The sequence below is a fragment of the Acidaminococcus sp. genome, from assembly GCF_057597765.1.
Genome location: NZ_DBMBXK010000001.1, coordinates 179,484 through 194,685, shown reverse-complemented (window position 1 = coordinate 194,685; position 15,202 = coordinate 179,484). Strand labels below are relative to the sequence as shown.

General features: G+C 57.3%; 14 protein-coding genes and 1 tRNA gene. 12 read left to right on the top strand and 3 right to left on the bottom strand.

Annotated elements, in window-relative coordinates:
* Window positions 1-59 precede the first annotated feature (59 nt).
* A complete protein-coding gene (gene pcrA / locus ACZOF8_RS00935) occupies window positions 60-2,312 on the top strand; it encodes a DNA helicase PcrA (protein ID WP_441373937.1) in 2,253 nt (750 codons plus the stop codon).
* Window positions 2,313-2,325: 13 nt separating this feature from the next.
* Window positions 2,326-4,353: an NAD-dependent DNA ligase LigA gene (gene ligA / locus ACZOF8_RS00930; protein ID WP_441369063.1), complete on the top strand. Its 2,028-nt coding sequence runs from the start codon at window positions 2,326-2,328 to the stop codon at window positions 4,351-4,353.
* Window positions 4,354-4,497: 144 nt separating this feature from the next.
* Here the strand turns inward: ligA and ACZOF8_RS00925 are convergent, their stop codons facing one another.
* Together ACZOF8_RS00925 and ACZOF8_RS00920 are read right to left on the bottom strand one after the other, a co-directional pair.
* On the bottom strand, window positions 4,498-6,171 hold the full coding sequence (locus ACZOF8_RS00925; RefSeq protein ID WP_288174657.1) for a carbon starvation CstA family protein: 1,674 nt from the start codon (window positions 6,169-6,171) through the stop codon (window positions 4,498-4,500).
* Window positions 6,172-6,459: 288 nt separating this feature from the next.
* Window positions 6,460-6,645 (bottom strand): hypothetical protein, encoded by a 186-nt coding sequence (locus ACZOF8_RS00920; RefSeq protein WP_022487748.1) that lies wholly within the window; start codon window positions 6,643-6,645, stop codon window positions 6,460-6,462.
* A gap of 159 nt (window positions 6,646-6,804) precedes the next feature.
* Here ACZOF8_RS00920 and ACZOF8_RS00915 point away from each other — a divergent pair, with 159 nt between their 5' ends.
* Window positions 6,805-7,665 (top strand): fumarylacetoacetate hydrolase family protein, encoded by an 861-nt coding sequence (locus ACZOF8_RS00915; RefSeq protein WP_288310564.1) that lies wholly within the window; start codon window positions 6,805-6,807, stop codon window positions 7,663-7,665.
* 145 nt (window positions 7,666-7,810) lie between these two features.
* Here ACZOF8_RS00915 and ACZOF8_RS00910 read toward each other — a convergent pair.
* Window positions 7,811-7,887 (bottom strand) — tRNA-Val (locus ACZOF8_RS00910).
* 131 nt (window positions 7,888-8,018) lie between these two features.
* Between ACZOF8_RS00910 and ACZOF8_RS00905 the strand changes: the two genes are divergently transcribed.
* From ACZOF8_RS00905 to ACZOF8_RS00865, 9 genes are all read left to right on the top strand, one after another.
* On the top strand, window positions 8,019-9,032 hold the full coding sequence (locus ACZOF8_RS00905) for a PhoH family protein (protein WP_022487750.1): 1,014 nt from the start codon (window positions 8,019-8,021) through the stop codon (window positions 9,030-9,032).
* A complete protein-coding gene (gene ybeY, locus ACZOF8_RS00900) occupies window positions 9,029-9,511 on the top strand; it encodes an rRNA maturation RNase YbeY (RefSeq protein ID WP_022487751.1) in 483 nt (160 codons plus the stop codon). Before ACZOF8_RS00905 ends, ybeY begins: the two co-directional genes overlap by 4 nt.
* Window positions 9,501-9,887 (top strand): cytidine deaminase, encoded by a 387-nt coding sequence (locus ACZOF8_RS00895; RefSeq protein ID WP_022487752.1) that lies wholly within the window; start codon window positions 9,501-9,503, stop codon window positions 9,885-9,887. The genes ybeY and ACZOF8_RS00895 overlap by 11 nt, the downstream gene beginning before the upstream one ends.
* A gap of 16 nt (window positions 9,888-9,903) precedes the next feature.
* The gene (era, locus tag ACZOF8_RS00890) at window positions 9,904-10,830 is read left to right on the top strand and encodes a GTPase Era (protein WP_022487753.1); all 927 of its coding nucleotides are present in this window, start codon (window positions 9,904-9,906) and stop codon (window positions 10,828-10,830) included.
* Between the two features lie 154 nt (window positions 10,831-10,984).
* Window positions 10,985-11,827, top strand: coding sequence for a hemolysin family protein (locus ACZOF8_RS00885; protein ID WP_022487754.1), 843 nt, complete (start codon window positions 10,985-10,987; stop codon window positions 11,825-11,827).
* Window positions 11,817-12,563, top strand: a complete 747-nt coding sequence (gene recO, locus ACZOF8_RS00880; protein ID WP_022487755.1) for a DNA repair protein RecO — start codon at window positions 11,817-11,819, stop codon at window positions 12,561-12,563. The genes ACZOF8_RS00885 and recO overlap by 11 nt, the downstream gene beginning before the upstream one ends.
* Window positions 12,556-13,272 carry a hypothetical protein gene (locus ACZOF8_RS00875; protein ID WP_487426472.1) on the top strand — a complete coding sequence of 239 codons (717 nt, stop codon included), beginning with the start codon at window positions 12,556-12,558 and terminating at the stop codon, window positions 13,270-13,272. The genes recO and ACZOF8_RS00875 overlap by 8 nt, the downstream gene beginning before the upstream one ends.
* 303 nt (window positions 13,273-13,575) lie before the next feature.
* Window positions 13,576-14,328 carry an exodeoxyribonuclease III gene (locus ACZOF8_RS00870; RefSeq protein ID WP_487426471.1) on the top strand — a complete coding sequence of 251 codons (753 nt, stop codon included), beginning with the start codon at window positions 13,576-13,578 and terminating at the stop codon, window positions 14,326-14,328.
* A gap of 10 nt (window positions 14,329-14,338) precedes the next feature.
* Window positions 14,339-15,115 (top strand): ADP-ribosylglycohydrolase family protein, encoded by a 777-nt coding sequence (locus tag ACZOF8_RS00865; RefSeq protein WP_487426470.1) that lies wholly within the window; start codon window positions 14,339-14,341, stop codon window positions 15,113-15,115.
* The last annotated feature ends 87 nt before the right edge of the window (window positions 15,116-15,202 follow it).

The window sequence follows — 15,202 nt, the reverse complement described above, 5'->3', positions numbered from 1 at the left end:
GCAAAAAAAGACCGAATCTGTTAGAATATTAGGGAACAAAACATAGAATCGAGGAAAAAATGAGAGACCTTTTAGCTTCTTTGAACGAACAGCAGGCTGAGGCAGTCCGTCAGATTGCCGGGCCTATTTTAATTTTGGCCGGGGCCGGCAGCGGCAAGACCAAAGCCCTGACCACCAAAATTGCCTACCTCCTGGAAAAAGGGGTGAAGCCCTGGAACATCCTGGCCATCACCTTCACCAACAAGGCGGCCAAGGAAATGCGCCAGCGGGTGGATGCCCTGGTGGGCCCTTCCGCCAAGGACGTGTGGCTGTACACCTTTCACGGGTTCTGCAACCAGCTGCTCCGGCGGGACATCAATGCTCTTCCCGGGTACACCACGTCTTTTTCCATCTATGATCCTTCCGACTGCAAAAACGTGCTGAAGGAAGCTCTGAAAAAGCTGAACCTGGACGAGAAGTTCTATCCCCTTCCGGGGCTCCTGGCCACCATTTCCAATGCCAAGAATGCCCAGGTGGATGCGGCGGCTTTTGCCCGGCAGGCGGAGGACTACCATGCCAAGAAGGTGGCGGAGATCTACGCTGAATACCAGAAGCATCTGGTCCAGAGCAATGCGGTGGATTTCGACGATCTGCTGCTGTTGACGGTGAAGCTGCTCCAGACCGTGCCGGAAGTCCGGGAAAAATACCAGAACAAGTTCCATTACGTGCTCATCGACGAGTACCAGGACACCAACCATGTCCAGTACCTGCTGGCCAAACTGCTCAGCGCTCCGGAAAACAACCTGTGCGCGGTGGGGGATATTGACCAGAGCATCTACGGCTGGCGGGGTGCGGACATCAGCAACATCCTGGATTTCGAGAAGGACTACCCCCAGGCCCGGATCTTCAAGCTGGAACAGAATTACCGGTCCACCCAGGTGATCCTGGATGCGGCCAATGAAGTGATCAAGCACAACGCCGCCCGCCGGCCCAAGAACCTGTGGACGGAAAATGGCAACGGCCAGCCCATTGCCTACTACCAGGCCCGGGACGACCGGGAAGAGGCGGAATTCGTGGTGGGCCAGATCCGGAAGCTCCAGAATGACGGCACCAAACTGGGGGATATGGCCATCCTGTACCGGACCAACGCCCAGAGCCGGATGTTTGAAGAAAACCTGATCAACAACGGGATCCCCTATGTAATGGTAGGGAGCCTGAAGTTCTACGACCGGAAAGAAGTGAAGGATACCCTGAGCTATCTCCGGTTCCTGGCCAACGAACGGGACATCCAGGGGCTGGAGCGGATCATCAACGAACCCAAGCGGGGCATCGGGGCGGCTACCGTGGCCAAGGTCCGGAGCTTGTTGGAAGAAAGCGGCATGACCCTGCCGGAAGTGCTCCAGACCGTCCAGGCCAAAGAGGTGCTGGGCCGGGCCTTTGGGAAAATCCAGGCCTTCAGTGACATGATCCAGGAACTGGCCCGGGTGAAGGATACCCTGCCGGTGAAGGACCTGATGACCCAGGTGCTGGAAAAATCCGGGTATCTGGAAGCTCTTCGGCTGGAAGGGTCCGACCAGTCCAAGAGCCGGCTGGACAATCTGAACGAATTCCTCCGGATCGCCGACGAATTTGCCAAGGATCCCGGGGAAGAGAACAACAAGACCCTGGAAGACTTCCTGAACCATGTGGCCCTGGTGGCGGACATCGACGACGCCAAGCTGACCCAGGATTCCGTCACCCTCATGACCCTCCATTCCGCCAAGGGGCTGGAGTTCCCGGTGGTATTCATCGGAGGCATGGAAGACGGCCTGTTCCCCAGCCAGCGGAGTCTGGAAGACGAGGACAAACTGGAAGAAGAACGGCGGCTGTGCTATGTGGGAATCACCCGGGCCAAGAAGCGGCTGTATCTCACCAGCTGCCGGAGCCGGATGGTGTACGGCCATGTGGTCATGTATCCCCCTTCCCGGTTCCTCCAGGAGATTCCCCGGAACCTGATCGAAAACGTGGCGGTGCGCCGGAGCACCTACGGAAGCTACGGGGGTCAGCGGGGCCATCAGGGCAGCGCCGGCACCCATGCCAGCCTCCGGAACATTGCCCGGAACCGGGGAGGCAGCATCCTGGATACCCCATCTCCCCGGAGCCATTTCGTGCCGGAAGGGGGTCCGGTGCCGGAATTCCGGGCCGGGGACAAATGCCGGCACAAGAAGTTCGGGGTGGGGACCATCATCGAAGCCCGTCCTGACGGCAGCGAGGGTCAGCTGGTGACTGTGGCCTTCCCGGGCAGCGGCATCAAACAGCTGGCCACCAAATACAAGATCCTGCAGAAAATCTGAGGAGCAGAGTGCCATGAGTGAAATGACCAAAGAGGCGGCGGCAGCCCGGATCAACGAGCTGCGGGCCGTGATGAAAAAGAATTCCTATCTGTATTATGTCCAGGACAATCCCCTGATCACCGATGCGGAATACGATGCCATGATGCGGGAACTGAAAGCCCTGGAAGCAGAGAATCCGGAGCTTGTGACCCCGGATTCTCCCAGCCAGCATGTGGGAGGCTATGCCAAGCCAGGATTTACGGAAGTCCGGCACATGACCCCGCTTTTGAGTCTGGCCAATGCCTTTTCCCCGGAAGAGATGGAAGAGTTCGACCGGCGGGTCCATGAAGGGCTGCCGAAGGATGCCAAAGTCCAGTATGTGGTGGAACCCAAGATCGACGGCCTGGCCTGCAGCATCATTTATGAAAATGGCCGGTTCGTCCGGGCGGCCACCCGGGGTGACGGAGTGGTGGGGGAAAACGTTACGGAAAACGTCCGGACCATTGCCAACATTCCCAAAGTGCTGAAGCCCATTCCCGGCATGGAGATCCCGGAGCTTTTGGATGTGCGGGGAGAAGTGTACATGCCCCGGCAGGCCTTTGTGAAGCTGAACGAGGAGCGGCAGGAAGCCGGGGAACAGGAATTCGCCAACTGCCGGAATGCGGCGGCCGGATCCCTGCGCCAGCTGGATCCCCGGGTCACCGCCAAACGGTCCCTGGCCTTTTTTGCCTATGGCATCGGAGTGGGAGCCGGGAACCTGCCCACCCACAACGCCTCCATGGACATGCTCCAGCAGTACGGGTTCACCACCACCGAAGGCCGGACCCTGGTGGACACCATCCAGGAAGCCAATGAACTGATCAAAAAGCACGGAGAACGCCGGGCCTCCCTGGGCTACGACACCGACGGAGTGGTGGTGAAGGTAAACGACGTATGGCAGCAGAACCTGTTGGGAGCCACCGGCAAGGATCCCCGCTGGGCCATGGCCTACAAGTTCCCTCCGGAACAGGCGGAAACGGTGCTGGAAGATATTGTGATCCAGGTGGGCCGCACCGGGGTGCTGACCCCCACTGCCGTACTTCAGCCGGTGCGGCTGTCCGGCAGCACCATCAGCCGGGCCACCCTCCACAATGAAGATTTCATCAAAGAACGGGATATCCGGATCGGGGACCATGTTATCATCAACAAAGCCGCGGAAATCATTCCGGAAGTGCTCCGGGTGGTGCCGGAAAAACGGACCGGGGAGGAAAAAGAGTTCCACATGCCGGAAACCTGCCCGGAATGCGGCTGGAAGGTGGAACGGAAGGCGGGAGAAGCGGCCTGGCGCTGCACCAATCCCCACTGTCCGGCCCTGGGACGGGAAGGGCTGATCCATTTTACCAGCCGGGACGCCATGAACATCGACGGCTGCGGCCCCAGTGTGCTGGCCCAGCTGACGGCAGCCGGGCTGGTGAAGGATCCGGGAGATCTGTATCTCCTGACCCGGGAACAGGTCCAGCAGCTGGACCGGATGGGCCCTAAAAGCGCGGACAACCTGATCAGCGCCATCGAAGGGAGCAAGAGCCAGAGCCTGGACAAGCTGCTCTTTGCCCTGGGGATCCGTCACGTAGGGGCCAAGGTGGCCCGGACCCTGGCCCAGAAATACGGCACCATGGACAAGCTCATGGCAGCCACCCAGGAAGACCTGGCCCAGACACCGGACATCGGTCCGGTGATTGCGGAAAGCGTGGTCACCTGGTTTGCTGATCCCATGAACCAGGCCTTTGTGGAACGGCTGAAGGAACTGGGGCTCAATATGGAAATGACCTCCGGACCAGCTCAGGATGAGAACCATCCCTTCTATGGGAAGACCATGGTGTTCACCGGTACCCTGCCCACCCTGGACAGAGCCACCGCCCAGACCATGGCCCAGGAAGTGGGGGCCAAGGTCACCAGCAGTGTCAGCAGAAAGACCGATTACGTGGTGGCCGGAGCCGACCCGGGCAGCAAGTACACCAAGGCCCAGAATCTGGGAGTGACCATCCTGGACGAGGCAGAATTTTTGCGGTTGTTGGGAAGATAAGGGGGCGTGAAGAAATTCATACCCCCGGTCGCGGGCCACGGGTCACGACTCGCGATCCGCGACCCAAGAAGGGGGCTGTTGCTCATGCAACAGCCCCCTTCTTGCTGAAGTGATGAAAAAAAGACTGCCCGAAGGCAGTCTTTTTTATTTGTTGGCAACTTCTACTTTGCCGGCGAACAGTTCCTTGGTGCAGCTCCGGACCACGTTGATGGCCAGGAACATCAGGCACAGAGCTACTACCAGCTGGAGACCTTCCACCATGGGGAAGAACACACCTGCCATGGCTTTCTTGTAGATGCCATAGATGGACAGGCACAGGGCGCTCATGGTCACCAGGAACATAAAGGTCATGGGGATGTAGAGCATCCAGCTCTTACGGCCGGTCACTTTCAGGAATACGGCCAGGGCAACCAGGCACAGGGCACTGAGCAGCTGGTTGGCAGCACCGAACAGCGGCCAGATATTCATGTAACCGCCCAGGCACAGCAGGTAGCTGGGAATCAGGGTCACGATGGTGGCCACATACGTATTGCTCAGGAATTTGGCCACGGAACCCTGTTCCTTGCCTTCTTCCGGAGCCAGGATTTCCTGGAGCATCATCCGGCCGATACGGGTTACCGCATCGATGGTGGTCATGGCCAGAGCGGATACGCACATGGTCACGATGCAGGTGCTGTAATATTTGGGAATACCGAACATGGTGAAGTAGTTGCCGATGGCACCACCGAAGATAGCAAACGGAGTGGCTTTGGGCAGCTGGCCGTTTACAGCCACGGAGCAGGCGATAACCAGGGAAACCACACCCAGGGTGGATTCAATCAGCATGGAACCATACCCAACGGGCAGCATATCTTTTTCATTGGAAATGGTTTTGGAGGAAGTACCAGAAGAAACCAGGGAATGGAACCCGGATACAGCCCCGCAGGCGATGGTTACAAACAGGATGGGGAACAAAGGCTTGCCGGCTACATCAAAGGAAGTGAAGGCAGGCATATTAATAGAAGGATTCCCCACGATGATGCCCAGGACACCGGCCAGGATCATCCCCAGCAGCAGGAATACGGACAGATAGTCACGAGGCTGGATCAGCAGCCACATGGGCATAATGGAAGCGGCGAAGCAGTACGCATAGGTCACATACAGCCAGGTGGTACGGGAAGCGTAGATGGGATGGGCAATGCCAAGGCTCACCATGGCCACCATGCACAGGATTCCCAGGATCAGTTCTTTGGAACCGTGGATGTTGAACCGGCGGGTCACCACACCGAAGATCATGGCAACCACGATGTAGATCATGGAAATGGAAGCGGCGGAGGCGTTGGGCCCCATCATTTCGCCGGTTTTGGAGAAGCCGTTGAAGGTGCTGGCCATAATGTCGGAGAAGGCGGCGATTACCAAGAGGGAGAACAGCCAGCCGAACATCAGGAACATTTTGCAGCCGGTATGGCCCACGTATTTTTCAATCAGGGCACCCATGCCTTTGCCGTCGTTCTTCACGGAAGCATAGAGGGCGGTGAAATCCTGTACAGCACCGAAGAATACGCCGCCTACCAAAATCCATAAGAAAGCAGGAACCCAACCAAACATGGCGGCGATAATCGGACCGGTTACAGGGCCGGCACCGGTAATGGAAGAAAACTGATGGGCAAATACCGTGAAGCGGGAAGCAGGGGCAAAGTCCTTGTCATCCCGGAAACGGTAGGCAGGAGTTTTCGCATCCGGTTCGATTCCCCAGGTCTTTACCAGCCAGCGGCCATAAAACATGTACGCGCAGATAAAGATTACGATAGCAAGACACACAAGCGTTAATCCGTTCATCATCATCACTCCTTCGAAAAAAATCCGACACTCGGGAATGCAAGTGCCGTGATCAAATCGGATGCTTGTTTATGGTACGTAATTTATCACTACCGGATACAAATGTCAACAGTTTTTTGTATACCTCATACAATATTTTTTTCAAAGTGTTATCGAGATAAAAACAACTATGGGAATTAACAGAGAATTTGTCCACTGTAGAAGAATTTTCGCCATTTAGAAACAATTTCTTGTGCGCGGAAGGAAGACAAAGGGGGGCGCTGCACGTTGTGTGCAGCGCCCCCTTTGTCATTCGTAATGATTCAATATACTTTTGATCCGTTCCTTTTTGCTTTTGGGAACTTTCCATTCATAGTTCCTGTAGTTGTTCTCTCTGTGGTCGGTGGAATAGTCGGCGTAATCGATATCCCAGTTCTGTTCGTAGCTGCGGTTGTAGTCTCCGTGGCCGTCATCCAGCTGATATCCGGCAAACATGGCATCCTCCTTTGGGAAAAACAGATCCTTCTATAACATTAAGGTTTACAGTTAGGAAGTTTTGTATCATATACTGGTAATTTTAGCACAAACATTGTACAATGAATACAGAGAAATGAAAACACTGTACCGTGGAATCGGTTAGGGGAGTGGAGAGTCATGAAAATCGTTACCTTCGAATACGACAGCGATGTACAGGTGGGGATCATTTCCGAGGATGGAAAATTTGTGATCCCGGCCAACAAGTACAACAATATGTATGAACTGATCCAGCAGGCGGATTTTGAAGAACTGCTGGCTATTGCCCGGGTGGACATGGGTGCGGTTCCCATTGACCAGGTCAAGCTCCTGGCTCCCATTACCCATCCCCGGAATGACATTATCTGTCTGGGCATCAACTACAAATCCCACGACGACGAACTGCCTGATGAATATGTACCGGAAAAAATCGTCCAGCGGCAGGTACCTGTGTACTTCTCCAAACGGGTGGACCGGGCGGTGGATCCGGACGGGACCATCGACGGCCATTTCAATGTGGTGAAGGAACTGGACTATGAATGCGAATTGGCGGTGATCATCGGGAAGGAAGCCCGGGATGTGGCGGAAAAAGATGCCGGGGACTATGTGTTCGGCTATACCATCATTAACGATGTAACCGCCCGGGACGTGCAGGTGGCCCATAAACAGTGGTATTTCGGGAAGAGCCTGGACACCTTTGCCCCCATGGGGCCCTGCATCGTTACGGCGGATGAATTTGATTTTCCGCCGGCGCTCCATCTCACCTGCAAGGTGAACGGGGAACTGCGCCAGGACAGCAACACGAAACTGCTGGTTCACGGGATCCCTTACATCATCAGCGAACTGAGCAAAGGGATGACCCTCCGGGCCGGGACCATCATTGCCACCGGTACTCCCGCCGGCACCGGCATCGGCATGAACCCGCCCCGGTTCCTGAAAAGCGGGGACGTGGTGGAATGTTCCATCGAAGGAATCGGGACCCTGCGGAATAGGGTGAAGTAAATAAGAAAAAAGAGGCCTGCGGGCCTCTTTTTTGTCACTGGTCACTGGCCGATGGAAATCAATTTTGACAAATTGATTCTGAAACAACCAACGCTGAACCCATACAACAAAAAAGGCTGCCTTCCGGCAGCCTCTGCTTTTTATCTGGTGGAACTAACTGGACTCGAACCAGTGACCCCCACGATGTCAACGTGATACTCTAACCATCTGAGCTATAGTTCCATAAGCAACAAACTTATTCTAAACGATAATGGGGTTCTTTGTCAAGTGGGTTTCCTGTTTCTTTTTTCTTCCGGAAACGATATAATGAAAGGAACAGTCAATCAACTCGTAACAAGCAGGAGGAATGGAGTTTGTCGGAAGTGACGGAAAAACGGTTTGAATTCCAGGACGCCCGGGAAATGGTGGCGGTACTGGGAGAAACAGATGAATACCTGAAGCAGATGCAGGAGAGCCTGGGCTGCCGGCTGATCCCCCGGGGAAACGAACTGATCGCCCAGGGAGCGGAACAGGATGTGGAGCTGGCGGACCGGCTGATCCGGGAGTTGCTGTACCTGTACCGCCAGGGGCTGCCCATTACCCAGCATGATGTGAAATACAGCCTGAAACTGGTCCGGGAAGGCCAGGAGGAACAGCTCCACAAGCTGTTCACCGATACGGTGCTCACCACTGTCCGGGGACGGCAGGTAAAGGCCAAGACCCTGGGCCAGATGCGGTATTTGAAGACCATTGCCCAGAACGACATTACCATTGCCATCGGGCCCGCCGGTACCGGGAAGACCTACCTGGCGGTGGCCATGGCGGTGAAGGCCCTGAAAAACAAGGAAGTGGAACGGATCATCCTCACCCGTCCCGCGGTGGAAGCCGGGGAAAAGCTGGGCTTTTTGCCCGGGGATCTCCAGGAAAAGGTGGATCCCTATCTGCGGCCTCTGTATGATGCTCTGTACGAAATGCTGGGGATGGAGGCCTTCCAGAAGAACCTCCAGCGGGGGATCATCGAAGTGGCCCCTCTGGCCTACATGCGGGGCCGTACCCTAAATGATGCTTTCATCATCCTGGACGAGGCCCAGAACACCACCCAGGAACAGATGCGGATGGCCCTTACCCGGTTCGGCTTCGGCTCCAAGCTGGTGGTCACCGGGGATGCCACCCAGGTGGACCTGCCGGGAGGACGGCCTTCCGGACTGGTGAATGCGGCCCAGGTGCTCCAGGACGTGCCGGGGATCGGCATCATCCATTTTTCTGAACAGGATGTGGTCCGGCACGAAATCGTGGGGGCCATCATCCGGGCTTATGAAAAATACGACCGGGCCCGGAAGGAACACCGGCAGCCCGGTGCTGACAGGAATAAAGGAGAAGGAAAATGATCGTTACCCTGGAAAACAACCAGACGGAGATTGCCATTCCGGAAGAACTGGAAGAGACCCTGAAAAAGGCCATGGACATTGTGGCCCGGAAAGAGGAACTGACGGACAATACGGAAGTGGACATTACCATTGTGGACAATGAAGAGATCCATACCCTGAACCGGGAGTACCGGGGCATCGACCGTCCTACGGACGTGCTGAGCTTTGCCCTGGACGAAGGGGACGAGGAACCGGAAGTGGACGACGGGGAAGCGGAACACCTGCTGGGGGACGTAATCATCTCCGCTCCCCGGGCCGTGGAGCAGGGAGAGGAATTTGGCCATGGGCTCACCCGGGAAATGACCTACCTGGCGGTCCATGGGATGCTCCACCTTTTGGGCTATGACCATATGGAAGAGGCGGACAAACGGGTGATGAGGGCCCGGGAGGAGGAAATCCTCCGGGAACTGGACCTGGCGGAGGAAAACTATGGAGGCTGAACTGGACCGGGAGCTGTTTGAAGCGGCCTGTGCCGTGCGGAAAAATTCCTACAGCCCCTATTCCCATTTTGCGGTGGGAGCAGCGGTCCGGGCAGCGGACGGCCGGATCTTCACCGGCTGCAATGTGGAAAACGCTTCCTATGGCCTGAGCCTCTGCGCGGAACGGTGTGCCATCTTTGCCGCCGTGAAGGAAGGGGTCAGGGAGTTTGCCGCCCTGTGCGTCACTGCCGATACTCCGGAACCGGTGTCCCCCTGCGGGGCCTGCCGGCAGGTGATGGCGGAATTCCGCATCCCCCGGATCTATCTGACCAATGTGAAGGGACAGGTAAAGACCGCCACGGTGGCGGACCTGCTGCCCTATGATTTCAGTTTGTAATACAGAAAGGACTTATATGGAAGAACAGAATACCCAACAGCATCGCTCCGGTTTTGTAGCCGTGGTGGGACGCCCCAATGCAGGAAAATCCACCCTGGTGAACCATCTGGTGGGGGAAAAGGTGGCCATTATCTCCGACCGGCCCCAGACCACCCGGAACCGGATCCTGAGCATCCTGAGCACGGCGGAAGCCCAGATGGTGTTCCTGGATACCCCCGGCCTCCACAAACCCCAGGACAAACTGGGAGAACACATGGTCCAGGCGGCCCTCAATGCCATCAAAGAAGTGGATGTGGTGCTTTTTGTGGTGGATGCCTCGGAAAAACGGGGGAAGGGAGAACAGGTGATCCTGGAACGGCTGCGGGAAGACTGCAAAGCGCCGGTGATCCTGGTGCTGAACAAAATCGACCGGCTTGCGGACAAAGCGGTGCTCCTGCCCATGATCGACAAATTCCGGAAGGAATATCCCTTCCGCAGCGTATTGACCCTGTCCGCTCTGGAAGATGAGGACTTTTCGCCTCTGCTCCAGGAAATCCAGAGCTGCCTGCCAGTGGGGCCTGATTTCTATCCGGAAGACATGTATACGGACCAGCCGGAACGGGTGATGGCGGCGGAAATCATCCGGGAGAAGATCCTCCAGCTGACCCGGGACGAAGTGCCCCATGCGGTGGCGGTCCAGGTACAGGAAATGAAGACCCGGCCCAACGGCATGGTGTATGTTCGGGGAGACATTTATGTGGAACGGGATTCCCAAAAGGCCATCCTGATCGGGGCCAAGGGGAAGATGCTGAAGGAAATCAGCCAGCGGTCCCGGGAGGATATGGAAGCTTTCCTGGGGAACCGGGTGTACCTGGAACTGTGGGTGAAGGTCCGTCCCAAATGGCGGGAAAAGGAAGGGGACCTGAAACGGCTGGGGCTGGCCGGAGACCGTCCCCAATATTGACCGGACGCCGGGAAAAAGTGTATAATTTGAGCGATATACCCCGCCGGAAAAACCGGCAAAATGATCAAAGGAGAGATGTCCTATAGACGCGGGACCTGCGCTTGGGCGCATACTGAAACCAATCTTATATCCATTTGCTTATCTGTTCTGGCATGTGGGCGCTGCCCTGTACCATTTCATGGGGGTGGAACCGGCCCAGAAAGGGGCCAGCCATTCGGAGGATGACATCCGGAAAATGGTCAGTGCCAGTGAAAAAGGCGGCAGCATCGACCCGGTGGAAAGCCGGCTCATTGACAATGTATTCGATTTTGCAGACCGGGTGGCCCGGGAAGTGATGGTGCCCCGGCAGGACATGGTGTGCCTGTTCGTGGACGACCCCATCGAGGAAAACATGAAGGTGATCCGGGAATCCGGCCACACCCGGTACCCTCTCTGTGAAGAGGACCGGGACCATATCCTGGGGATGGTCCACATCCGGGAATTCATGAATGCGGACTACCGGCAGCCGGGCTTCGACCTCCGGTCCATTATGCGGGAAATCGATGTGGTGCCGGAAAGCATGTCCATTGCCAAGATCCTCCAGCTGATGCAGCACAAGCATGTGCAGATGGCGGCGGTAGCCGATGAATATGGGGGCACCGCAGGGCTGGTGACCATGGAAGACCTGCTGGAAGAAATCGTAGGGGATATCCAGGACGAGCATGATACGGATATGCCGGAAATCAACAAGATGCCCGACGGGTCTTATGTGTTCGACGGACTGGTGCTCCTGGATGAAGTATCGGAAATCATGGGGATCCAGTTCGATGATCCGGAAGAGGACACCATCGGAGGTTATGTGTTCGGCCTCATCGGCCGGCAGCCGGTGGTGGGCGACAGTGTGGAGGAAAACGGCTACAAGTTCGAAGTGCTGGATTCCACTGGGTTCCGGGTGCTCCGGGTCCGGGTGATCCCTTTGAAAAAAGACAAGAAGGAAGCGGCTGTCCATGAGCAGTGAAGTGTTTCAAGACGAAGCAGTGATCCTCCGAGTAAAAAACTGGCAGACTGCGGATAAATACGCAGTCTGCTTTTGTCGTGAACACGGCAAAATCCCCTTTGTGGCCTATGGAGCGGCCTATCCCCGGAGCCAGAGCGGCCGCCTGGTCCAGCCTTTTGCCCATCTCCGGCTGAGCCTTTCCCCAGGGAGGAAGGTGGCTTCTCTCCGGAGCTGTGAAAGCCTGGAGATGCCCCTTGCCATGGACTGGGAGAACCTGGCCTACGGAGCCATTATCGGGGAAGCGGCAGAACATCTCCTGGGGGATGAGGAACCCCAGGAAGAAGTGTTCCTGCTGCTGCTGGAAGCCTTCCGTCTTTTGGGGAAACGGAACCGGCGGCTGGTCACCGACAGCACCCTGCTGAAGCTGCTGGCCCTGTGCGGGCTGAATCCCATCCTGGACCAGTGCACCAGCTGCGGGGAACCGGTGACGGAAGACGGATATTTCAGCCTGGTCCAGGGGGGCTTTTTGTGCAAAAACTGTGCCATGGGGGATGAACTGCCCTTTACGGTAGCCACCCGGGACCTGATGGACCGGCTGCTCCATTTGGATCTCCAGTCTCCCCCGGATTTCACCGTCCGGGGCCGGGAACTGATGGCCATGGAGAAGATCCTCCACCAGTTCATCCTGTACCAGACGGACCGTCCCCTCCGGAGCCTGGAATTCCTGGCCAAAATGGAGAAAACCAGCCATGGATAAGGTGCAGCTGAGCAAACTGATCCTCCGGCAGCGGAAGGACCTGATTTTCTGGGTGGTGCTGCTGTTCAACACCCTGACCACCTTTGCCACTCCGGCACTGGACTGGTATTTTCCTCTGAAACTGGTGCTGCTGTTCTGGGTGGGGTCCGGGGTGTGGCTGGCCCTGCCGGTGATCGAACGGCTGAAGAAGCGGGAAAAAGCCTGGCATCTGGCTGCGGTGGCCCTGGTGCTGGGGACTTTGTACCTGTTTCCGGCGGCCTGGCCGCTGCGGGTGGAATATCCCCTGCTGGAACTGTGGTTTTTGGTGACGGTGCCCTGTACCTGGTACAGTGTGTGGCATTTCTTCGGCTGGCGGAAAATGCGCCAGCCCCGGGGCGCCCTGTGGACCCTGTGGCCGGTGCTCATGACCCTGGGGGCCCTGTGGGCCGTGTGGGACACAGACAAGGGAGCCCTGGGGGCGGCCTTCCTCCAGCAGCTGTTCTACCTGGCCCTGGGGCTGGAATACTGCCGCTGCGGAGCCCATTACCAGCACCGGCTGCTGTTCAACGGAGGCCTGCTGCTCATTACGGCGGCCTTCTGGAGCTTTCTCACATCCTTCGTATTCATCCTCCCGGAGCCGGTGTATCCGGTTCTGTGGGCAGCCTGGCTGGGGGTCCTGAACTGGATTTTTCCGGAGCTGGGGGAGAGGCAAACAGTCACTGGTCTCTAGTCCGCAGCCCATGGAGACCATCTGCCCGGGGCAGATGGCGATGAATGGAAACGCAGCCGGGGGCTGCTAACCCACCACCAGCCCAGGGGCTGGTTCCCCGCCCTTGAAAAGGGCGGATAGGGGCTCGGGCCTGCGGCCCATTGCTTATGCACAAGGGCGCAGCCCGGCGTGCAGTATATCCGCCCTTTGCAAGGGCGGGGGACCGTTGCGCCTGCGCAATGGTGGTGGGTTAGGCGCCGCCATTTGTTCGGCGCCGTATCCTTTGATCAACGATTTACGATAAATGACAAACGAGGTATACCCATGAAACTGATCACCTGGAATGTAAATGGCCTCCGGGCCTGTATGAACAAAGGCTTTGCTGATTTTATGAAAGAGGCGGACGGGGACATTGTCTGCGTCCAGGAAACCAAGATGCAGCGGGAACAGGCGGATTTCCAGTTCCCCGGCTACCATGAATACTGGAACAGCGCGGTGAAAAAGGGCTATTCCGGCACCGCCATTTTTTCCAAGACGGAACCGTTGAAAGTGACCTACGGCCTGGGCCTGGCGGAACACGACCAGGAAGGCCGGGTGATCACCGCCGAATACCCGGATTTCATCCTGGTGAACGTGTACACCCCCAATTCCCAGCGGGGGCTTACCCGGCTGGACTACCGGATGGGCTGGGAGGACGTGTTCCAGGACTACTGCGCCAGACTGGCAGAACAGAAGCCGGTGATTGTCTGCGGGGACATGAACGTGGCCGCCCAGCCCATCGATCTGAAGAATCCGGACAGCAACCACAAGAACGCCGGGTTCTCGGACGAGGAACGGGCCAAGTTCCAGCAGTTCCTGGAACACGGGTTCGTGGATGCTTTCCGGAGCCTGTATCCGGACAAGACCGGGGCCTACACCTGGTGGTCGTACATGTTCAAGGCCCGGGAACGGAACGCCGGGTGGCGGATCGACTATTTCCTGGTGTCCCAGAACGGGAAAGACCGGATCCAGGACGTGATCATCCACAATGAAGTGATGGGCAGCGACCACTGCCCGGTGGAATTGGAGTGGAAATAGGAGGTACAGGATGGAAGGGGCATTTATCGGAGATATTGTGGGATCGGTTTATGAATGGTCCGGGCACAAGGGGAAGAAATTTCCCCTGTTCGGTCCCGGCTGCCGGGCAACGGACGATTCCCTTATGACCCTGGCGGTGGCAAGGGTCTTTGGGGAGGCCCAACAGGCCGGGAAACTGCTGGAGGCGGATACAGTGCTGCCCCTTCTGGCCCGGGAAATGCGGAACCTGGGGCAGAAGTATCCCAACGCCGGGTTCGGGGGCAAATTCCGGCTGTGGCTCCGTGATCCGTCCCTGGGGCCTTATGGCAGCTTCGGCAACGGAGCAGCCATGCGGGTATCCCCGGCAGGGTGGTTCGCTTCCACCCTGGAAGAAGCCCAGCATCTGGCGGTATTGTCCTGCCAGGTGACCCACAACCATCCGGATTCCTACCGGGCGGCCCGGGCTGTGGCCGGGGCGGTGTTCCTGGCCCGGCAGCACAAGACCAAAGACCAGATCCGCACCTACCTGCGCCAGTATTATCCCCTGGATTTCCGGCTGGAGGAGATCCGGGACAGCTATGAGGGAGATGCCACCTGCGAGGGCTCCGTGCCCCAGGCTCTGGAAAGTTTCCTGGAGGCGGAAGATTTTGAAGACGCCCTCCGGAACGCCGTATCCCTGGGCGGGGATACGGATACCCTGGCCGCCATGGCCGGCAGCATCGCCGAACCTTTCTTCGGGATCCCGGAACAGATCCTGGCAGAGGGAAGGAAGTTTTATCTGCCGGAGATGCGGGAGATGGTGAAGTGAAAAAGGGGTGCTGCACGCAGCACCCCTTCGTTGACCGTTGACAAAAAGAGGATGCTGCACGTGTGTTTTTTGCGCGTGCAGCATCCT